At 63.8% G+C, this 19,420-nt stretch carries 18 protein-coding genes; 5 read left to right on the top strand and 13 right to left on the bottom strand.

Annotated features, from left to right (window positions below):
* Window positions 1–2: 2 nt before the first annotated feature.
* From guaB to ACFQ00_RS06100, 7 genes are all read right to left on the bottom strand, one after another.
* Entirely contained in the window at window positions 3–1,475 is a 1,473-nt protein-coding gene (gene guaB / locus ACFQ00_RS06130) for an IMP dehydrogenase (RefSeq protein WP_381487683.1), read from the bottom strand.
* Window positions 1,476–1,537: 62 nt separating this feature from the next.
* On the bottom strand, window positions 1,538–3,007 hold the full coding sequence (locus tag ACFQ00_RS06125; RefSeq protein ID WP_381487681.1) for a M28 family peptidase: 1,470 nt from the start codon (window positions 3,005–3,007) through the stop codon (window positions 1,538–1,540).
* A gap of 179 nt (window positions 3,008–3,186) precedes the next feature.
* On the bottom strand, window positions 3,187–3,609 hold the full coding sequence (locus ACFQ00_RS06120; RefSeq protein ID WP_381487678.1) for a flagellar biosynthesis repressor FlbT: 423 nt from the start codon (window positions 3,607–3,609) through the stop codon (window positions 3,187–3,189).
* 65 nt (window positions 3,610–3,674) lie between these two features.
* Window positions 3,675–4,292, bottom strand: a complete 618-nt coding sequence (locus ACFQ00_RS06115) for an ATP-binding cassette domain-containing protein (RefSeq protein WP_381487675.1) — start codon at window positions 4,290–4,292, stop codon at window positions 3,675–3,677.
* Complete coding sequence (gene modB / locus ACFQ00_RS06110; protein ID WP_381487672.1) at window positions 4,282–4,971, bottom strand: molybdate ABC transporter permease subunit; 690 nt, start codon at window positions 4,969–4,971, stop codon at window positions 4,282–4,284. The genes ACFQ00_RS06115 and modB overlap by 11 nt, the downstream gene beginning before the upstream one ends.
* On the bottom strand, window positions 4,971–5,738 hold the full coding sequence (gene modA, locus ACFQ00_RS06105; protein WP_381487669.1) for a molybdate ABC transporter substrate-binding protein: 768 nt from the start codon (window positions 5,736–5,738) through the stop codon (window positions 4,971–4,973). Before modA ends, modB begins: the two co-directional genes overlap by 1 nt.
* Before the next feature lie 95 nt (window positions 5,739–5,833).
* Window positions 5,834–7,117, bottom strand: coding sequence for a tetratricopeptide repeat protein (locus ACFQ00_RS06100; protein ID WP_381487666.1), 1,284 nt, complete (start codon window positions 7,115–7,117; stop codon window positions 5,834–5,836).
* A 218-nt stretch (window positions 7,118–7,335) separates the two neighbouring features.
* Between ACFQ00_RS06100 and ACFQ00_RS06095 the strand changes: the two genes are divergently transcribed.
* The 3 genes from ACFQ00_RS06095 (at window position 7,336) to ACFQ00_RS06085 (ending at window position 9,616) form a co-directional block, all read left to right on the top strand.
* Window positions 7,336–7,977, top strand: a complete 642-nt coding sequence (locus ACFQ00_RS06095) for a lysoplasmalogenase family protein (protein WP_381487663.1) — start codon at window positions 7,336–7,338, stop codon at window positions 7,975–7,977.
* Between the two features lie 15 nt (window positions 7,978–7,992).
* Entirely contained in the window at window positions 7,993–8,433 is a 441-nt protein-coding gene (locus ACFQ00_RS06090) for a PaaI family thioesterase (protein ID WP_381487660.1), read from the top strand.
* Window positions 8,434–8,653: 220 nt separating this feature from the next.
* Window positions 8,654–9,616 carry a hypothetical protein gene (locus tag ACFQ00_RS06085; protein WP_381487659.1) on the top strand — a complete coding sequence of 321 codons (963 nt, stop codon included), beginning with the start codon at window positions 8,654–8,656 and terminating at the stop codon, window positions 9,614–9,616.
* 5 nt (window positions 9,617–9,621) lie between these two features.
* Here ACFQ00_RS06085 and ACFQ00_RS06080 read toward each other — a convergent pair whose 3' ends face one another.
* From ACFQ00_RS06080 to ACFQ00_RS06065, 4 genes are all read right to left on the bottom strand, one after another.
* Complete coding sequence (locus ACFQ00_RS06080) at window positions 9,622–9,975, bottom strand: DUF952 domain-containing protein (RefSeq protein ID WP_381487657.1); 354 nt, start codon at window positions 9,973–9,975, stop codon at window positions 9,622–9,624.
* Window positions 9,972–12,617 carry a DNA gyrase subunit A gene (gyrA, locus tag ACFQ00_RS06075; protein ID WP_381487885.1) on the bottom strand — a complete coding sequence of 882 codons (2,646 nt, stop codon included), beginning with the start codon at window positions 12,615–12,617 and terminating at the stop codon, window positions 9,972–9,974. Before gyrA ends, ACFQ00_RS06080 begins: the two co-directional genes overlap by 4 nt.
* A gap of 172 nt (window positions 12,618–12,789) precedes the next feature.
* Window positions 12,790–13,488: a glutamine amidotransferase gene (locus tag ACFQ00_RS06070; protein ID WP_381487654.1), complete on the bottom strand. Its 699-nt coding sequence runs from the start codon at window positions 13,486–13,488 to the stop codon at window positions 12,790–12,792.
* 37 nt (window positions 13,489–13,525) lie between these two features.
* A complete protein-coding gene (locus tag ACFQ00_RS06065) occupies window positions 13,526–14,800 on the bottom strand; it encodes a glycosyltransferase (protein ID WP_381487652.1) in 1,275 nt (424 codons plus the stop codon).
* Between the two features lie 77 nt (window positions 14,801–14,877).
* Here ACFQ00_RS06065 and trmFO point away from each other — a divergent pair, with 77 nt between their 5' ends.
* The gene (gene trmFO, locus ACFQ00_RS06060) at window positions 14,878–16,206 is read left to right on the top strand and encodes a methylenetetrahydrofolate--tRNA-(uracil(54)-C(5))-methyltransferase (FADH(2)-oxidizing) TrmFO (protein WP_381487882.1); all 1,329 of its coding nucleotides are present in this window, start codon (window positions 14,878–14,880) and stop codon (window positions 16,204–16,206) included.
* On the opposite strand, the gene ACFQ00_RS06055 is transcribed toward trmFO, so the two are convergent.
* Both ACFQ00_RS06055 and ACFQ00_RS06050 read right to left on the bottom strand, forming a co-directional pair.
* Window positions 16,203–16,646: a histidine kinase gene (locus ACFQ00_RS06055; RefSeq protein ID WP_381487650.1), complete on the bottom strand. Its 444-nt coding sequence runs from the start codon at window positions 16,644–16,646 to the stop codon at window positions 16,203–16,205. The genes trmFO and ACFQ00_RS06055 overlap by 4 nt on opposite strands.
* A gap of 174 nt (window positions 16,647–16,820) precedes the next feature.
* Window positions 16,821–17,471 carry a squalene/phytoene synthase family protein gene (locus ACFQ00_RS06050; protein WP_381487648.1) on the bottom strand — a complete coding sequence of 217 codons (651 nt, stop codon included), beginning with the start codon at window positions 17,469–17,471 and terminating at the stop codon, window positions 16,821–16,823.
* Window positions 17,472–17,565: 94 nt separating this feature from the next.
* On the opposite strand from ACFQ00_RS06050, the gene ACFQ00_RS06045 reads away from it, so the two are divergent.
* Window positions 17,566–19,419: a TadE/TadG family type IV pilus assembly protein gene (locus tag ACFQ00_RS06045; RefSeq protein ID WP_381487645.1), complete on the top strand. Its 1,854-nt coding sequence runs from the start codon at window positions 17,566–17,568 to the stop codon at window positions 19,417–19,419.
* The last annotated feature ends 1 nt before the right edge of the window (window position 19,420 follow it).

Below are 19,420 nucleotides of genomic sequence, written 5' to 3'. Positions count from 1 at the left end.
CCTTACCGGGTCGGGTAATTGGGCGCCTCACGCGTGATCGTCACGTCGTGGACGTGGCTTTCGCGCAGGCCCGCATTGGTGATCCGCACAAAACGCGCGCGCTTCTGCAGGTCCGCGATCGTGCGCGCTCCCGTATAACCCATCGCTGCTTTGAGACCGCCGGCGAGCTGGTGGATGATATCCTTCGCCGGCCCCTTGTAAGGCACCTGACCTTCGATACCTTCGGGCACCAGCTTCATCTGGTCCTTGATATCCTGCTGGAAATAGCGGTCCGCCGAGCCCCGCGCCATCGCCGCGACCGAGCCCATGCCGCGATACGCCTTGTAGGTGCGGCCCTGATACAGGAACGTCTCGCCCGGCGCTTCCTGCGTGCCTGCCAGCAGCGAGCCGACCATGACGGCGGAGGCGCCGCCAGCGATCGCCTTGGCGATGTCGCCTGAAGTGCGCAAACCGCCGTCCGCGATCACCGGAACACCCGATTTCATGGCTTCCTCGGCGGCATCCTGAATAGCCGTGAACTGCGGCACGCCGACGCCCGCGACGACGCGCGTGGTGCAGATAGAGCCCGGACCGATGCCGACCTTGATGCCGTCCGCGCCCGCGTCGATCAGCGCGCGCGTGGCTTCCGCCGTCGCGACGTTGCCGGCGATGATCTGGACGGTATTCGAAAGCTTGCGGATGCGGCTCACCGCCTCGGCGACGCGCACTGAATGGCCGTGCGCCGTGTCCACGACGATGAGGTCGCACTCGGCATCGATGAGCGCCTCAGTGCGCTCGAAACCGGCGTCGCCCGTCGTCGTCGCCGCGGCGACGCGAAGGCGGCCTGCGGCGTCCTTGGTCGCCGTGGGGAATGTCACCGCCTTCTCGATGTCCTTCACGGTGATGAGGCCGATGCAGCGATAGGCGTCATCGACCACGAGCAGCTTCTCGATGCGGCGTTGGTGAAGAAGCCGCCGCGCCTCCTCGTGCGTCACGCCGGGGCGGACGGTGGCGAGGTTGTCCTTCGTCATCAGCTCGCTGATCGGCTGCTCGGGATGTTCGGCGAAGCGGACGTCGCGGTTGGTGACGATGCCGATGAGCTTGCCGGGCTGGCCGCTCGGGCTGCGCTCGACAACCGGGATGCCGCTGATCCGGTGGCGCTTCATCAGGTCGAGCGCTTCACCGAGCGTCTCGTCCGCGTGCATCGTCACCGGGTTCACCACCATGCCCGATTCGAAGCGCTTCACCTGACGCACGGCCTGCGCCTGCTCCTCGATCGTGAGGTTCCGATGCAAGACGCCGAGCCCTCCGACCTGCGCCATCACGATCGCCATGTCGGCCTCGGTCACCGTGTCCATCGCCGAGGAAAGTATCGGAACATTCAGGGAAATTTCACGCGTCACGCGCGTCGAGAGATCGGTCTCGCTCGGCAGAACCTCGGACTCGCCGGGCACCAGCAGGACATCATCGAAAGTGAGTCCGAGCCGGATGTCCATGCCGTTTTCCTTGTTGCCGATTTTCGAGGTGGCGGGCTTATGCCACCGGTTTCCGGGAATTGCTACGGTCGCCGCTGATATGGCGACGATTTCGTCCATGTGGGCCATTCGCGGCTGTTCGCAAGGCCCTGACCAACGCCGAGCAGGAGGTTCATGTCGGCGGCCGCACCGCGATAATCGATTGGCAGCGTTACCGCGTCCGAGGGCTGGTGGTAGTGCTTGCCCATGTATTCGCCAAAGTCGCCGCCCGCAAAGATACCCGTTGCGATGACAGCGGGAACACCAACCTCAGCGAAGGCGAAATGGTCGGAGCGCGCGTAGAAACTCTGGACATCGGGCATCGCCATGATCCGGCGGCCCTGCGCCTTCGCAGCCTCAGCCAGCCGTGCGTCGAGACTGGTGAGCCCCTGCCCCAGTACGACGACATCATCAGAGGGGCCGTTCGCGGCGATGGTATCGAGGCCAAACGCGGCGACCATCCGCCCTGCATCGACGGGGCCTGACGTCGCAAAGTACTTGCCACCCAGCAGTCCGCTTTCCTCGGCGGTCGTAGCGAGGAACAGCACGGAGCGTTCAGGACGCCTGCCCTTCGCAAACGCCTCTGCGAGTTCGATGAGGCCGCCGACGCCGCTCGCATTGTCGACCGCCCCGTTGCAGATCGTGTCGACACCGGTTCCGCAGTGACCGAGGTGATCCCAGTGGGCGAGATAGACGATGTATTCGTTCGGGTGCTTACGCCCCCGGAGCACGCCGGCCAGATTGTATGACGTGAATCGCGTGACTCGGTTTTCGGCGGAAAGCGCACCGGAGCCGAGCGTTCTCGGCCTGAAGCCCGCCATCGCAGCTTCGGCTTTCAGTGCCGGGAGGTCCGTGCCGAGGCCCCGCGCCAAAGCGCTTCCGGCTTCACGGCCAACGACGGCATAAAGCAGAGGCTGCGCCGCTGCCGGCGCGTCAATCTGCAACTCGGCCCGCCCCGCAACTGTGCGCGCGCGCTGCCAGGCGTCATCCTCCGGCGGCGCATCATAAACGAGAATGGCTCCGGCCGCGCCGGCACGTGCGGCGTTCTCCAGCTTTGCAGCACGCGCAGATTCCTGGCGCATGGCCTCCGACGGTTCGACGGTTCCATCGGGAAGGCCCGCGAAAACCAACACAATCTTGCCGTTGAGATCAGGCCCGGCGAAGTCGTCGCGCCCCTGATCGGGAAGAACGATGCCATAGCCGGCGAACACGATGTCGCCCTTCGCGGCGGCACTCGCCTCCGTCAGCGGGGCCCGAACCACTGCAGTCTCGCCGTTTTCCACGAACACGGATCCCGCCGAGATGCGGCCGGTAGTACCCTCGGATTTCAGCAAGGGCACGGGTGAACGATAGCTTCGCGGCGAAACCGGCTGTAGTCCCGCACCACGAAACGCCGTTTCGATATAGGCAAGCGTCTTCACCTCGCCCGCGGTTCCAGGCGCGCGGCCTTCATAAGCGTCTGACGCAAGTTCCGTGACGTGCGCGGCTATGCCCTCGGGCGTAACGATGGGCACGTCGCGCGCGCCTGTCGCGCAAGCTGCGAGCAACAGAAGGGCCGGAAGCGGAAAGGGAAATCGGTATATAGGCATGGGTGCGACGCTAGAGGCCGCACTCCGGCCTGCCAAGCCTTCGCCTGCAGGCTTTCCATGACGGCATGACAAGCGTCGACGGAGGCCGACCGAGCTTGTGCCCGTTACGCCCGGCTCTCCAGCCGCTGCTCGACGTCGATGTCGCCGAGGATCAGCGTTTCATACGCGATGAGTTCGCGGCAGCCCGAAAGCGCGCGGTAATATTCGCGGTTCATCATCGCGAGGCTGACCTGCGCGCAGATGAGACGCACACGCGGGTTTTCCACCACTTCCATGAACGCATCCATATGCTCGCTGAAACGTGGATAGTGGCTGTCCGCCGCGTCTGCATCGAGATAGGACAGCATACAGACGAAATACAGGCGGGTCGCCGGCGTGCGTGCCTCGTCCTCGCGAATAACGTCGCTGTCGCGAAGCACCCCGGCCTGATTATCGACCGTCAGCACAGCGTGCCGATCGCCATTGACGATGACGGCACCGTTGATGGCGAATTTTTCGCCCGGATCGAGCGACAGTTTAAAAGTCACGGCCAGTTCCCCCTGGAAATCAGCCGCAATCTACTTTCATATTGGAAAGAACTTCTTAACAGGCATCAACCGATCTCGATGATCTGCGTCGCCAGCCGCTCCACCTCGCGCTCGTCGTGCGTGACGTAAAGGATGGGCAGCTTGAGGCTGTCGCGGATGCGTTCGATGACGTGGAGCACCTCCTCGCGGCGGGCCCGATCGAGAAACGATAGAGGTTCGTCCAGCAGCAGCGCGCGCGGCCCCGAAAGCAGAGCGCGGCCGATGGCGACACGGCGCGCTTCGCCACCCGAAAGTCCCTTTGGCCACCGATCGAGCAGGTGCGCGATGTCGAGCAGCCGAACCGCGTCGTCGTAGGCCATCCAGCGGTCTTCCGGCCGTGCGAGGCGGTGGCCGTAGAGCAGGTTCTCGCGAACCCGGAGGTGCGGGAAAAGCCGGGAATCCTGAAACACATAGCCCAGCCGACGGCGCTCCGGCGGCACGTCGATGGCCGCGGCATCGAACAGCGTCTCCGTGCCGATGAGGACATGACCGCGCTCGGGCGTGAGCAGGCCGGCCACCATGTTGAGCACCGATGTCTTGCCCGCGCCTGACGGACCGAAGAGCACAACGAGCCCGCTTCCTGAAAAGCGGGCGGATACTTGCGTTTCGCCGACGCGGCGCGTGACGTCGACATCAAAGGACATGGCGCCCCCTTGCGGTACGGCGCGCCAGGATTTCGGAGATGACGAGTGCCGCCAGCGACAACGCGATGGCGATGGCGGCGAGGCGCAGCACCTGCCCCTCCCCGCCCGGAAGCTGGAGCGCACTGTAGATGGCGAGCGGCAGGGTTTGCGTCTGGCCCGGCACGTTCGACACGAACGTGATCGTTGCGCCGAACTCGCCGATCGAGCGCGCAAAGCCGAGCACCGAGGCGACAAGTACGCCGGGGATGGACAGCGGTAGCGTGACCGAGAAGAACACACGCGCCCGGCTCGCACCGAGCGTGCGCGCGGTGCTTTCGAGGCCGCGATCGACGTTCTCGATGGAGAGCCTCAGCGCCCGCACCATCAGCGGCAGCGCCATCACTGCTGCGGCGATGGCGGCACCGGTCCAGCGGAACATCACCGTCATGCCGAACCAGTCCTCCAGCCATGCGCCGACCGGGCCGTTCCGTCCGAACGCAAGCAGCAGCAGCCAGCCGGTGACGACCGGGGGGAGCACGAGCGGCAAGTGCACGAGGCCGTCGAGCAGCACCTTGCCGGGGAAGGTCGCGCGGGCGAGCAGCCATGCGAACGCGAAGGCGATGGGCAGCGTGACCAGCACGGCCGAGATACCGACCTTAAGCGTCAGCAGCAGGATCTCAAGCTCGGCAGGCGAGAGCATCAGGGCGTGGAAAAGCCGTGCCGGACGAAAATGGCCCGGGCCTGACGCGAGCCGAGAAACGCGAGGAATGCCGAGGTATCCTTCGCCTGCGCCGCCTTCAGCCGTGCGGCGGGATAGCGGATCGGCGGATGGCTCGATGCCGGGAACACGCCGACAACGCGGACCTTGCGCGACGCGGCGGCATCCGTCGCGTAGACGATGCCGAGCGGCGCCTCACCGCGCTCGACGAGCGCGAGCGCGGCCCGCACGTTCTCGGATCGCACCACGCGCGGTTCGACCGCGGTCCAGACACCGAGCGACTCGAGCGCAGCGCGGCCGTAGCGTCCGGCGGGAACGCCGGCGGGATCGGCCATCGCCAGCCGCCCGGTGCCGAGCGCGCGGGCGAGCGGGAAGCCCTTCGCGATCCTAAGCGTGATGGAGGAATCCGAAGGCGCGATCAGGACCAGCCGGTTGCCCGCGACAACCCGGCGGCTGCCGGATGCAAAGAGGCTCCGCTGTTCGAGATGGTCCATCCACTCCTCATCGGCCGAGATGAAGAGATCGGCGGGGGCGCCTGCCTCGATCTGCCGCGCGAGGGCCGAGGATCCGGCGAACGAGAGCACGGGGCGCGGGTGGCGCTGCTTCGCCCAGGCATCCGCCGCCTCGCTCAGCGCTTCCTGCAGCGAGGCGGCGGCGAGGACGACGGGGGCGGGACTTTCGGCGCGTGCCGGGAGGGCGCCGAGCAGGGCGAGCAAGACGAGGGAGACGATGCGGGCTGCGTGGATCATTTTGCTGTATTCCGGCTTATATAGCCCCGGCCGCTGCCGCAAACAAAAAGGGCGGAGCCGAGGCACCGCCCTTTTCGAAGCTGTCCGCAGGTGGATCAGTTCACGGTCGATGCCGTCTGCGTGCCACCCTTGCTGTTCAGGTGCGCGAGCCAGAACTTCGCGATGTCGGCGCGCTTGCCGCCCTGCACCGAATTGAAGACCGACTCTGCCCCGGCCTTGTCGCCGCTGCGCGCGAGCGCGATGCCGATGCGGGTGTTGACCTCGGCCGTGTCGACGCCGCCCTTCTGGAGCGCCAGCCGGTACAGCTCCGCCGCCTTGGCGTTCTCGCCGTAGCCGAGGTAACCGTCCGCCGTGGCCTTCGCCATGCGGCCGGTCTTGTCGGCGCGCGCTTCCTTCTCGAGACCCGGAAGCGAGGCGCGGTCGCTCTTCACCTTCGGCGTGACGATGTTGACGAGTTCCTTCACGTACGGCTTGCTGGACGAGAGCGCGCCCTTCGCCGCACCGGCATCGATGATGCTCTTGGCTTCACCCGCCAGACCACGCTTGTCCGCGGTTTCGGCATATTCGAAGTAGTCGCGTTCGCCGGTGAGCGAGTTCGTGTCGTGCATCAGGCGCATGACATCGAGGTTGCCCTGATCGTCGAGACCCGACGTTTCGCGGAAGATCACCAGCACGTCGCGCCAGTTCGTCGGCGACGGATAGGCCTGCACGAGCGCGAGCGACGCCGGAAGCACCTGGTTCGCAAGCTTGCCGTCGTAGGCGAGCGCGAGCGCGCGCTTGTACCAGGCTTCCTCGACGGGCTGGCCCGCCGCCTGCTTCGCCTTGATCGCCTTGTCGATCGTGGCGACCGCCTCCGGTGTGCGGCCGGCGCGGTTATACATCTCGCCGAGACCAACGACGATATCGGCATCGCCCGGATGCTCGGCCGCCATCGCTTCATAGACCTTGATCGCGCCCGGCACGTCGTTCTTCTGTACCGCGAGCGCGGCGAGGCTGCGCTGGAACTTCAGCTTTTCCTCGGGGGTCGAGCTGCCGCTGTCGATCGAGCCCTGCAGCCCCTCTGCAAGCATCGCGTTGTCCTGCTTCGCAAGCGCAACGTTAATCTTGAGCGCGTTCGCCATGTACTTGTCGTCAGGCGTCTCCGCGAGAGCTTCGGCTTCGCGGATCTTGAGGAGCGCGGTGTCGTTGTCGCCCTTCTGCTGCGCGGCCTGCGCTTCGCCCAGCGCCTTCTGCGCCTTCTTGGAGAACTTGAACTTGCGCTGCTCGGGGCCCGCTTCCTTCTTGTCCTTCTCCTTGGCGATCGCGGGCGCAACCATGGCGCCGCTCGCAATGCCGAGTGCAAGCGCGAAGCCGAGCGCCGTGCGTGAAACCATCTTCATCCGTCCAGTCTCCCCAGTGCAAGTTCCCGAAAAATCGCCGGGAAAAGCCGAATATGCCGCCGCAGCATGTCGCGCCCGTGACGGTCTGCGTCAAGCCTTGATGCGATGCATGGATGGCACAGCCATGGTGAACCGCGCTTGAACCTCGTTCAGGCGTGTAAGCGCGCGATAATCTGCTAAATCCATAGCACGACTCGATCCCCGGGGGTGATCCTGCCATGGCTCAACGCATCGCGCTTCCCGCAAGCCTCGCCGCAATCGCTGCGGCGGCCTACTTCCTCGCCATGAACGCGGGGCTGCCCTTCGCGGCGCACGTCGCCCTGAAAGGCGCCTGCGTCACCATCCTCGCCATCGCCGCCGCTATGGCCGCGCGCCGCACCGACGGCTGGCTGTTCGCAGGCGTCATGGCCTTCGGCGCGCTTGGCGACATGCTGCTCGAATTCGACCTGATGATCGGCGCGGCGGCGTTCGCCGCAGGGCATGTGGTCGCGATCTGGCTCTACCTTCGCAACCGGCGGGCCGGGCCGATGCCCATCAGCCAGCGCGGGGCGGCGCTTGCACTGCTGCTCTCGGCCGCTTTCCTCTACCTGATCGCGGGACCGGCCGCGAACGCGGGGATCGCACTCTACAGTTTCCTGCTCGCAGCAATGGCGGCGGCCGCGTGGACGAGCCGCTTCCCACGCTACCGGACGGGAATCGGCGCGATCCTGTTCCTCGCCTCCGACGCCTTCATCTTCGCGCGCCTCGGCGGCCGCATGGACCCGGATCAGGCGGCACTCCTCATCTGGCCGCTCTATGCGGCAGGGCAAATCCTAATCTTCGTGGGGGTACGGCAGAAGCTGGAGGCTGAGGGGCGGTAGGCTATAGGGGACCGTATGAACCTGCCCAATCGCGCACCGCTCCAGCTCCAGCTATCCGAAGACCAAGTTACGGCCTTCCTTCACGACGCCTTTCCTGCCGAGGTCCGCGCCAAGCTGGGCACGGTGGACATGCTGTCGCTCAACCATCTGAGGATGCGGCTCGACCCCGACGAGTCTATGTTGAGGTCCGGCGGCATCGTTTCCGGGCCGACGCTGATGGGGCTGGTGGACGTCGCGGCCTACGCCATCATCGCGGCGCACCATGGACCGGAAGCCATGGCCGTGACGAACGCGCTCAACATCAACTTCCTGCGCTCCTGCAAATTTCAGACGATCTTTGCCGATGCGCGCCTTTTGAAACTGGGACGACGGCTCGCAACCGTTGATGTTTGCATCTGGCAGGATAGCGAAGACGAACTGATTGCACAATCGACCGTGGGATATGCGCTGCCTTGATAGTCGCCCTTTTGGATACTGCCGTGCAGTTCACCATAGTCACGTAGTTCAAGGCAAGATGACTGGACACACTGCAAGAGTGGATTTCTTGATGTCTCCGGAATTCATCTTGCGAAGCTAATTCGATAGTTAATCCATATCGATCTGACGTGTCACAATAACGCCAGAGCCGTTCAATGGGGGATATATGTGGCGAGTCTTGATCGACGCAAATGTGGTGATGAACGCCATTTTCAATAGATCCAACTTTTCCAGTAGACTTTTGGAAACCATAAAGAATCAGGACCACCTCTCCGGATTAATACTAGAAAATCAGTACAACGAAATAATAGATAGAGCTTCATCAATTTCAAGAATAAGCAAACATGATATAAAAAATCTCGTTCGAGACATTTTGGAGAAAAAGTTTATACTTTTACCATTTCAAAAAGCAGAAAATCATGACAACGCATTTAGGAAAATATCCCAAGATCATAATCTTATAGGATGTACTTGGGATATGAATCTAATAAGAGAATGCATGAAAAGAGGAAATATAGCAACCAATCCTTATGAATTGCTATGGTCACTGGCAGAGCCAGACGTCCTTCTGAACGAAGATACATTTTATTTCGGAACTAGCAAGTTTCCTAACGATTTTGTATTTTACGCATCTTTTTACTTTGGCGCAGGAAACGAAGACGTCTGCGATTTAGAGGGAGTGGGCACCCTATATATCGACACCGCATCTTCCGACGTTGAGCTCCGCTTCTTGGACGGACAAAATATAAAAATCGAGAACTCTTTCTATTTTGGATTACCTTACAATAAAATATCCTCTTTTGCGTCCCCAAAAATAATGTTGGTCATAAAACACAATGACCAAGCCATACTATATGTAAACGGAAAAGTTAGCCGCTGTATAAATTACAAAACTCCGAATTTCATCTCAGGGAAATTTCGCTGGAAAAGCCCCAGATTCTATCCAGGCAGGGTTGTCACAACGGGGTCTGGGTGGAACCCAAAGAAGTATAGGTCGTCCTTGATGCTGACGTTCGGTGGCCCCTTTCCAACTGATATGGACACGTTTGCTGACAACGCGAAACAGTTCAAAGGGGCGCTTTCCCGCCTAGGGCGAGTACAAATGGATTTGGCTGCATTCCAAAGGACACTTGATAAAAAAAGGAACGGGGGTCACGCCTAACGCGCTTAACTTTTGACTTCCAAACTGCTCACAATCTCCATCCCCCCGTCACCTGTGACCCATAGCGCTTGCGCTCGGATGACGGCGGAAAATGGCAGCGCGCCATACACGTGCGGGAAGAGTTGGCCGCCGCGTGAGGGTTCCCACTTCACGCCTTCGAGCTTCGTGAGATCGACTTCGGCGAGCACGAGATCGTCCCGGCCCGCGAAGTGCTTTGCGGCCGTTTCCGCCACCTGATCGGGTGCGGAGAGGTGGATGTAGCCGTCGGCGAGATCGACCGGGGCGCCGGCGAACGTGCCTTCGGCGTTCAGGCTTTGCCACTCGCCCCGCGTGAGGATCTTGTAGGCGGTGGGGCTCATTCCGTGGCGGGTGCGACTTCTGTTTCCTCGGCGCCTTCGCCCTCGCCCTCGCCTTCGTCCTCGCCATCGGTTTCGATCTTGGCGGCGGAGACGACGTGTTCGTTGTCGGCGACGTTGAACAGGCGCACGCCGGCGCTGTTGCGGCCGATGACGCGGAGCGTATCGAGGCCGAGGCGGATCATCTTCGCCTGATCGGTGACGAGCATGAGCTGCTCGCCGTCGTGCGCCGGGAAGCTCGCCACCACCGGCCCGTTGCGCGCGATGTTGTCGATGTTGCCGATGCCCTGCCCGCCACGGTTCGAACGGCGGTATTCGTAGGCAGACGTGCGCTTGCCGTAGCCGTTCGCGCAGACGGTGAGGATGAACTCCTCCGCCGCCGTGAACTCGGCCATACGCTCCGGCTTGAGCGTCGGTTCGTTCTCGTTGTCCTTCCACGGCGCAGCGCGGAGGTAGGCCTCGCGCTCGTCCGGAGTCGCTGCGAAGCCGCGCAGGATGGAGAGCGAGATCACCTCGTCATCGCCCTTCAGCGTCATGCCGCGCACGCCGGTCGACGTCCGACTCTGGAACTCGCGCACGTCGGTCGCGGAGAAGCGAATCGCCTTGCCCTGCCGCGTTGCGAGCAGAACGTCGTCGTCCTCCGTGAGCAGCGCCACGCCGATCAGGCGGTCGTCGCTGTCCTCGTCGAAGCGCATGGCGATCTTGCCGTTCGAGGGCACGTTGGTGAACGCATCCATCGAGTTGCGGCGCACGGTGCCCTTCGCGGTGGCGAACATCACGTGGAGCTTGCCCCACTCCGCCTCGTCCTCGGGGAGCGGCAGCACGGTGGAGATGACTTCGCCATCCGCCAGCGGCAGCAGGTTCGCCATCGCCCGGCCGCGTGCCTGCGGCGCGCCTTCGGGGAGCTTCCACACCTTCATGCGGTAAACCTTGCCCGCCGTGGAGAAGAACAGCACGGGCGTGTGGGTAAGCGTCACGAACAGGTTCGTGATCGCATCCTCGTCCTTCGTGTTCATGCCGGAGCGGCCCTTGCCGCCACGCCGCTGCGAACGGAAGCTGCCCAGCGGCGTGCGCTTGATGTAGCCGCCCATGGTGACGGTGACGACCATCTCCTCGCGCTCGATGAGGTCTTCATCATCGATGTCGTCGAGGTAGGGCACGATTTCGGTGCGCCGGGGCGTCGCGTAGCTTTCCGAGACGGCGACGAGCTCCTCGCGCATCACCGCGTAGAGCTTCGCACGATCCCCGAGGATGGCGAGCAGCTCGGCGATCGAAACCGCCAATTCCTTCAGTTCGGCGCCGATCTCGTCGCGGCCGAGCTGGGTGAGGCGGTGGAGGCGCAGATCGAGGATGGCGCGGACCTGCGTCTCGCTCATCTTGTAGGTGTCGCCGTAGACGGCGTCTTCCACGGCCTCGACGAGCTCGAGATAGGGCCGGATTTCGCCGATCGCCCACTCGCGCGCCATCAGGGTTTCGCGCGCTTCGGCGGGGTTGGAGCTGCCGCGGATGATGCGCACGACCTCGTCGAGGTTCGACACGGCGACGACGAGACCGAGCAGGATGTGGGCGCGGTCGCGCGCCTTGTTGAGCTCGAACTTCGAGCGGCGGGTGATCACTTCCTCGCGGAAGGTGATGAACGCCGCGATGATGTCGCGGAGGTTCAGGAGTTCCGGGCGGCCGCCGCGGATCGCCAGCATGTTGAAGGCGAAGCTCGTTTGGGCCGGGGTGAAGCGGTACACTTGGTTCAGCACCACTTCGGGGGTCGCATCGCGCTTCAGCTCGATGACGACACGGACGCCTTCGCGGTTCGATTCGTCGCGGATGTCGGACACGCCCTCGATACGCTTGTCCTTCACCGCCTCGGCGATCTTCTCGACGAGGCCAGCCTTGCCGACCTGGAACGGGATTTCGGTGAGCACGATCTGGCGGCGGTCGCCGCGCCGATCCTCAATCACGCTGCGCGCGCGCATGATCACCGAGCCGCGCCCGGTGGTGTAGGCGCTCAAAAGCCCGCCCTTGCCCATCACCATCGCGCCGGTCGGGAAGTCCGGCGCCGGCACGAACTCCATGAGCTCCTCGACCGTGATCGCCGGATTGTCGATGAACGCCACCGCCGCCGCCACGACCTCGCCGAGGTTGTGCGGCGGGATGTTGGTCGCCATGCCGACCGCGATGCCGCCCGCGCCGTTCACCAGCAGGTTCGGGAAGCGCGCCGGAAGCACCGAAGGCTCGCTTTCAGAGCCGTCGTAGTTCGGGACGAAATCGACCGTATCCTTGTCGAGATCGGTCAAAAGCTCGTCGGTGACCTTGGCGAGGCGCGATTCGGTGTAGCGCATCGCCGCCGCGGCATCCGGGTCCATCGAGCCGAAGTTGCCCTGACCGTCGATCAGCGGCACGCGCATCGACCAGTCCTGCGCCATGCGGACCAAGGCGTCGTAGATCGCGCTGTCGCCGTGCGGGTGGTATTTACCCATCACGTCGCCGACGATGCGGGCCGATTTGCGATAGGCCTTGTTCGACGTGAAGCCGTTTTCGTAGGCGGTATAGAGAATACGGCGATGGACGGGCTTCAAACCGTCGCGAACATCAGGCAGCGCACGCGCCACGATCACGCTCATCGCGTAATCGAGATAGCTCGTCTTCATCTCCTCGACGATGGAGATGGGGCGGATATCGGACGGCTCGGCGCCGCTGGTCTCTGGGGCGTCCACTCGGTTTCCTGTACGCTCTCGGGGATTTGTTCTTGGTATGCCGTTAGGTCTCTACATGCGCGCGCGCGTGAAGGCCAGCGTTACGATTGGGTGACGTCCGCGCCCGCTAGCGGATGCCTTCCAGCCACTCTTCGATCATGCGCCGGCCCGCAGCGACGGCGACGGGGCCGAGTTCGTCATGCTCGCGGCGCATCGCTTCGATGTCCTTGCCGGCTTCGAGCACCGATTCCGGCCATTCGTCGATCCAGGCGTCGAAGCGCGGGTCTTCGCCCATTTCGGCATGAAACTGGAGCGCGAGCAGGTTGCGCCCGCGCCGGAACGCCTGATGCGCATAGGCGTCGCTGGACGCGAGCAGCTCGACGCCGCGCGGCAGATCGAACGTATCGCCGTGCCAGTGCAAGACCGACACGTCATGCACGTGGCGGAGCGGCGAATCCGCGCCTGCGGCGCTGATCGACACGGGCTTGAAGCCGACCTCCTTCACGGGACCGGCAAAGACGCGGGCGCCAAGCGCCGCAGCCATCATCTGCGCGCCGAAGCAGACGCCGAGCGTTGGCCTGTCCGCATCCAGCCGCCCGGCGAGGCGCCGGAGCTGGCAGGAAATCCACGGATACTGCTCCGCCTCGTACACGCCCATCGGCCCGCCCATCATGATGACGAGGTCCGGCGCCGAAAGGTCCACGGAGGAGAACGCCGCGTCGGTCACGTCGATGCGATCGACGGCGTAGCCCGCGTCCTCGATGGGTTTGCGGAAGCCGGCGACGCCTTCGTAGGGGACGTGACGAATGATGAGCGCGGATTTCATTCGACCGCTGATAGGAATGCCGCGCACCCCGGAAAAGCTAGACTTTCTTGGCGTTCGACAAGCTTTGGTCGAGCAAGGCTTCGACCTTTTCGAACTGCGCGGCGCGCGTCAGCCCGTCGGCCGCGCCTGCCGGAAGGTCGGGAAGGCGACCGTTCGCACGCTCGGCCAGCTTTTCCGAGAGCCAGCCGGCGATTGTCGCCGGATCGTTGCTGACGAGGCCGATGCCGGTGCGCCGGATAATATCCGCCGCCTCGCCTTCCTGCTGGCCGTGGCAGAGGATGGGACGCCGCGCGCCGACATATTCGTAGAGCTTGCCCGCGACGACGTGTTTTTCGCCCTCGGTCGAGAAGCGCAGCAGCAGAAGGATATCCGCCGCGCGCTCGATGCGCAGCACCTCGCCGCGCCCGATCGGGGGATGCGCCTGCACCAGATGCGCGACACCCGCGCGCTCGGCCATCGCCATCGGTACGTGGCTGTCCTCGCCCCAGAAATGTACGACGAGCTTCGCCGGATCAGGCTTCAGGAGCGCGAGCGCCGCGAGCAGCGGCTCGGGCGAACGGCCACCGTTGTAGGTGGAGCCTGCGTGGACGATGGTGAGCCGCCCGGCATCCAGCGCCGCCGCGTCTTCGAGGCCAACGAAATCCGCCGGGTCGTAGCCATTTGCGGCACAGATGACGGGCTTTCCGTAACGCCGTGCGAGGATTTCGGCGCTGCCCTCGGTCACCGCCACCAATGCAGCCGCCTTCGACAGCGCGCGCCGTTCCATACAGCGATTCACGCGGTTCGCGATGAAGCTCTCGTTCTGGTAGATATTGTCCGCCCAGAGATCGCGGAGTTCGGCCACAAACGGCACGCCCCAAGCACGCGACAGCCGCGCCGCCGCCATGTGACTCGAATGCGGCGGCCCGGTCGAGAAGATCGCATCGGGCTTCCAGTCCCACGCCAGTGCGGCCTCGACCGCCGGGTCGATCCAGGTGATGTGGGGGTCAGGCAAGTAGGAGAGCTGCCAGAGGAGCCGCCGCAGCCCGCCCGGCTCCGCGGCGGTTTCCACGCCGGCCTTTGCGCCGGACTTCGGCTGATCGGCCTCCGTCATCGGCGCGGTCCGTCCACGCCGCACATAAGGCACGGCGGTGATGCGCTCGGCGGGAATCTCGGGGTCGACCGCGGCAGGAAACTGCAGATTCCGCCCTGAAAGCACGCGAACGTCGTGGCCGCGATCCAGCAGGAAACGCGCGAACTTCGGCGCGCGCACGGTCGCCGTGGGGGCGTTCGGCGGGTACAGCCCCGTGACGATCAGGATGCGGCGCGACATTCGCCAAGGCTCATCGCAAAGAGCGCGCGACCATGCAACACTGGACGCAGCCACCCCTTCCCCATATCTCCGCGCGCATGAAGACACCCGTTCACGTCATCGGCGGCGGCCTCGCCGGTTCGGAAGCCGCATGGCAGCTCGCGCGCGCGGGCGTTCCTGTCGTTTTGCACGAAATGCGCCCTGTGCAAGGCACGGACGCGCATCATACCGACGGCCTTGCCGAGCTCGTCTGCTCCAACAGTTTCCGGTCGGATGATCCGAATGCGAGTGCCGTCGGCGTGCTGCATGAAGAGATGCGACGGCTTGGCTCGCTGATCCTCGGCTGCGGAGACGCCGCGCGGGTGCCCGCGGGCTCGGCGCTGGCCGTGGACCGCGACGACTTCTCGGCGCGCGTCACCGCCGCCATCGAAGCCGAACCGCTGATCGAAATCCGCCGCGAGCGCGTGGACGGCCTGCCGCCGCCCGAATGGGGTCAGACGATCATCGCCACCGGGCCGCTGACCGCCGCACCACTCGCCGAAGCGATCCGCGCGCAGACGGGCGAAGACGCCCTTGCCTTCTTCGACGCCATCGCACCCATCGTGCACCGCGAAAGCATCGACATGGAAACCGCGTGGTTCCAGTCCCGCTACGACAAGGGCGACGGCAAGGACTATATCAACTGCCCGATGGACGAGGCCCAGTACGGTGCCTTCATCGACGCGCTGCTGACCGGCGAGAAGACCGTGTTCAAGGAATGGGAGGCGAACACCCCCTATTTCGAAGGCTGTATGCCGATCGAGGTGATGGCGGAGCGCGGGGCCCAAACGCTGCGTTTCGGGCCGATGAAGCCAGTCGGCCTCACCAACCCGCGCACGGGGAAGAAGGCCTACGCCGTCGTCCAGCTCCGCCAGGATAACGCTTCCGCCACACTCTGGAACATGGTCGGCTTCCAGACGAAGCTGCGCCATGCCGAGCAGGTGCGCATCTTCCGCAGCATCCCCGGCCTCGAAAACGCCGAATTCGCGCGGCTGGGCGGGCTTCATCGCAACACGTTCATCAAATCGCCGGTGCTGCTCGACGAAAGCCTGCGCCTGAAGTCCGATCCGCGCATCCGCTTCGCCGGGCAGATCACCGGCTGCGAAGGCTATATCGAAAGCGCTGCAGTCGGCCTGATGGCAGGGCGCTTCGCGGCAGCGGATGCACTCGGCAACGCGCCGGACCTGCCGCCGCGCACGACGGCGCTCGGTGCGCTGCTCGCGCATATCACGGGCGAGGCGGTGGCAGAGACCTACCAGCCGATGAACGTGAACTTCGGCCTGTTCCCGCCGTTTGACGCGCGCGTTCCCAAGAAATCGCGCAAAGCGGCTTACGCGGAGCGAGCACTTGCCGATCTCGACCAGTGGATCGCCGCCAAGGCGAGTTAGTCAGCGCAGCTGCATTCGGCTTTCGACTTCGCGGCTCGCACCGTTCGCGTCTTTTCGAACTCTGCCGCAACGAGTTCGCCGGACCTGTCGGCATCGGCGTCATCGAAGCGCGCGTTCTGCTTCACGGCATATTCCGCAAAGCTGAGCACGCCGTTGCCATCCGTATCGAACCGGTCGAACGATTGCCGACGCGCGCGCAGATACTCCTCACGGCTGACGCTGGCGTTGCGGTCGCGGTCGTAGCGGCGGAAACGCTTTTCCTCGCGCGTCGCCTCGCTCGCCTGCGGCGGCTCGGGGAGCGCGGCGGGCGCGGCGATGGCTGCCGGAGGCTCCGGAAGGGCGGCGGTCTCCTGCTCATCGTCGCCGCTCACCACCACGGCGGCGGCCACAAGCAATGTCACCGCAATCCCGCCGACCGCCCAGCGCCAAACCATCGTCATCCCTGCCCCCTCGATGCGACTCGAAGCGGCAAGTCTAGAGTCGTTCCGGTTCTGAGTGAACCGGAACGACTCTAGAATATCTTTTGTTTACCGTTATTTCCGAGCCGGCAGGTGATTCCACCTGCCTCGAAATCACTCTAACGGGTTCGTTTCGGCGCTGTCACACTTTCCCTGTCAGACGCGGCCGGTCAGCACATGCCGCAGGATCGCGAACTGCCGTCCGGCCGCCCCGCGCGGTTCCCGCTTGCCGGCGGCGTCGCGCCGGGCGACGGCTGCAAGTGCGGTGACGGGCCGGACAGGAGGCACAAAGCGCATCCGGTGAGGCATCGAAATGGCGGCCTCCGCGCCCCGGCGGCGCGCGTTTGCCTGCGCCCAGAAGCGGCCGGCATCGGCGAGCCCGGCATCGTCCTCCGCCCCGAGCAGCGCAGCGGCGCAGCGGAAAAGCTGCGCTCCGCTCTCGCCGATTTCGGCGCCGTCGAGGACGTCCATGTGCGCCTCGGCCAGCGCCGCGAGCCCTCCGGTATCCAGTGCGGCAGCCGCAACGGCGGCGAGAACGGGCTCTCCTGTGATCGGCTTTTCGCGCGCACTCTCAACACTGTCGCGCCACCATGCGAGCCGGATCATGCCGATCTGCGGCTCCGTGGTCGTGCGCACCACCTCGGCGAGCGCAAGATCGAAGGCATGGAGCGCAAAAAGTTGCGGCCTTGCGGCAGCCGGAGCGAACAGCGTCGCGACGTAGCGGTCCCGATCTTCGGCCCGCACAATCGCTTCCACTTTGGAAATCGTTTCGGCAACGCCCGGAATTCCGCCGATCCCGTCTGTCATTAACCAGTCACCTCAACGGCTTCTTAGGCATTTCCCGTTATGCATCCTTGATTATGCGCCTACTTGCAGGCGGCGCACTTCGGGGGTGAACACTATGTCGCTGGGCAGCAATACGCCGGGCAATCGCATGAAAACCATGCAGTCGTCGACCTTTCTTTCGCGCCTGAGACGCGACCAAAAAGGCAACGCGCTCGCCATCGTGGCCGCATCCGTGATCCCGCTCGTCGGCGCGATCGGCGGCGGCGTAGACCTCACCCGAGCCTACATGGCAGAGGCCCGCCTCGCCCAAGCTTGCGACGCGGCCGCGCTCGCGGGGCGGAAGGTAATGACGAAGGACGATACCGATAGCGGCGGCACCGTGCTCGACAATTCGACCGCCGATCAGGAAATCCAGAAGTTCCTCGATTATAACTTCCCCGAAGGCAAGTTCGACACGAGCGAGATCACGCGTACCGCACAAGTCGATGATGATGGCGAGCTCACGATCACGCTCGCTACGACGATTTCGACGCAGTTGTTGCGTATCGCGGGAATCCAGTCGATGGATATCAACGCCGAGTGCTCGGCGCGCCGCTCCGGCGTGAATGTCGATGTCGTTCTCGTCGTTGACGTAACCGGATCGATGGCATGGGACGTCAATAAAAACAGCGGAAGCGACAACGAGCGCATGATCGCGCTGCAGGGCGCTTCCAAGGAATTTCTCGACATCCTCAAAGAGCTTCAGGATCAGCTGAGCAGCAGCGGACTTCGTGTGCGCGTTGGTATCGTTCCCTATTCGCAGGGCGTGAACGTCGGCAAGCTGCTCTACGCTGAAAATCCCGACTACATCGATTACTCGGGTGAGCCGTATTCAACGAATATCGGTGAGCCGTACATGGCGACGGTGAGCGGAAAATACGCTTGGAAGAACTATTCCGTGACGGGCTCTTGGGACGATGAAAATCTGGACCTCGACCAGTTCGTTTCCCTCGGGCTTGCAGAAACGACGCCCGCCAACCCCTACGCGTGGAAAGGTTGCGTCGAGGCCCGCAGCACCGTCACGACCATCAACGCATCGAGCGCCCCCTACACGACCACTCCCGCGAGTGCGTGGGACGTCATCGACGCCGTGCCGGGAGCGGAGCTCGATGGAAAGGTCGCACCGAAATGGAGGCCGTACTTTGCTTTGCCGTGGACCGGGGACAAGGTCGGGACCGCGACCGTTACCGGCAATAAGTACCGCCCGAATGCGACTTACATGGACATTACCAAACAGCCGTGGGCCAATGTGAACTGGCGCATGGAGAACAAATCCGACACCTACACGAGCAAGGCTGTGCGCTATGACACGAGCTACACGAGCCTGACAACGACAAGCCACTACAAAAACGGCGTCGCCACGACCGGCCCCAATAAAAATTGCCCGAACGAGGCAAAGCTGCTTACGCAGATCGATGCGGACGGCGTGACGACGTTGGGTAGCTATATCGACGCCCTCAAACCTACAGGCGGCACCTATCACGACCTCGGCATGTACTGGGGTCTCGCGCTGATCAGCCCCGGCGCACCGTTCCCCAACGACAGCACTTACCTTGCACCCGGACACACGGGCGAAGAACGCGGCGTCAACCGCTATATCGTCTTCATGTCCGACGGTGAAATCGACCCCGGGATCAGCTATTCGGCATATAATCAGTATCTTTGGGATCACCGAACCAAATCCGACACCGCGGAACCCAAGGCCGAGCACAGGGGGCGCTTCCTCATGATCTGCAAAGCGGCTCAGATGCAGGGCATCAAGGTTTCGACGGTGGCCTTCTCCACCTCGATCGGCACGACGGACAAAAACGCGATCAAAGAATGCGCGAGTTCGGAGGACGATTACTACGTTGCGGAGACCGCCGAAGATCTGAACGAGGCCTTCCAGAAGATCGCGCAGAACATCGGCTATCTGCGCGTGTCGAAGTAAG

The sequence above is a fragment of the Sphingosinicella xenopeptidilytica genome, assembly GCF_042676985.1.
Classification (GTDB): Bacteria; Pseudomonadota; Alphaproteobacteria; order Sphingomonadales; family Sphingomonadaceae; genus Sphingosinicella; species Sphingosinicella xenopeptidilytica.
This window is presented reverse-complemented; position numbering and strand designations above follow the sequence as displayed.

Excerpts from the sequence above, each read along its gene's own strand:
- modA (WP_381487669.1), bottom strand. The coding sequence starts at position 5,738 with ATGATCCACGCAGCCCGCATCGTCTCCCTCGTCTTGCTCGCCCTGCTC.
- ACFQ00_RS06045 (WP_381487645.1), top strand. The coding sequence starts at position 17,566 with ATGTCGCTGGGCAGCAATACGCCGGGCAATCGCATGAAAACCATGCAG.
- ACFQ00_RS06055 (WP_381487650.1), bottom strand. The coding sequence starts at position 16,646 with ATGACGATGGTTTGGCGCTGGGCGGTCGGCGGGATTGCGGTGACATTG.
- ACFQ00_RS06065 (WP_381487652.1), bottom strand. The coding sequence starts at position 14,800 with ATGTCGCGCCGCATCCTGATCGTCACGGGGCTGTACCCGCCGAACGCC.
- guaB (WP_381487683.1), bottom strand. The coding sequence starts at position 1,475 with ATGGACATCCGGCTCGGACTCACTTTCGATGATGTCCTGCTGGTGCCC.
- ACFQ00_RS06080 (WP_381487657.1), bottom strand. The coding sequence starts at position 9,975 with ATGAGCCCCACCGCCTACAAGATCCTCACGCGGGGCGAGTGGCAAAGC.
- trmFO (WP_381487882.1), top strand. The coding sequence starts at position 14,878 with ATGAAGACACCCGTTCACGTCATCGGCGGCGGCCTCGCCGGTTCGGAA.
- ACFQ00_RS06085 (WP_381487659.1), top strand. The coding sequence starts at position 8,654 with ATGAACGCCATTTTCAATAGATCCAACTTTTCCAGTAGACTTTTGGAA.
- ACFQ00_RS06095 (WP_381487663.1), top strand. The coding sequence starts at position 7,336 with ATGGCTCAACGCATCGCGCTTCCCGCAAGCCTCGCCGCAATCGCTGCG.
- ACFQ00_RS06070 (WP_381487654.1), bottom strand. The coding sequence starts at position 13,488 with ATGAAATCCGCGCTCATCATTCGTCACGTCCCCTACGAAGGCGTCGCC.
- ACFQ00_RS06090 (WP_381487660.1), top strand. The coding sequence starts at position 7,993 with ATGAACCTGCCCAATCGCGCACCGCTCCAGCTCCAGCTATCCGAAGAC.
- modB (WP_381487672.1), bottom strand. The coding sequence starts at position 4,971 with ATGCTCTCGCCTGCCGAGCTTGAGATCCTGCTGCTGACGCTTAAGGTC.
- ACFQ00_RS06100 (WP_381487666.1), bottom strand. The coding sequence starts at position 7,117 with ATGAAGATGGTTTCACGCACGGCGCTCGGCTTCGCGCTTGCACTCGGC.
- ACFQ00_RS06115 (WP_381487675.1), bottom strand. The coding sequence starts at position 4,292 with ATGTCCTTTGATGTCGACGTCACGCGCCGCGTCGGCGAAACGCAAGTA.
- gyrA (WP_381487885.1), bottom strand. The coding sequence starts at position 12,617 with ATGAAGACGAGCTATCTCGATTACGCGATGAGCGTGATCGTGGCGCGT.
- ACFQ00_RS06050 (WP_381487648.1), bottom strand. The coding sequence starts at position 17,471 with ATGACAGACGGGATCGGCGGAATTCCGGGCGTTGCCGAAACGATTTCC.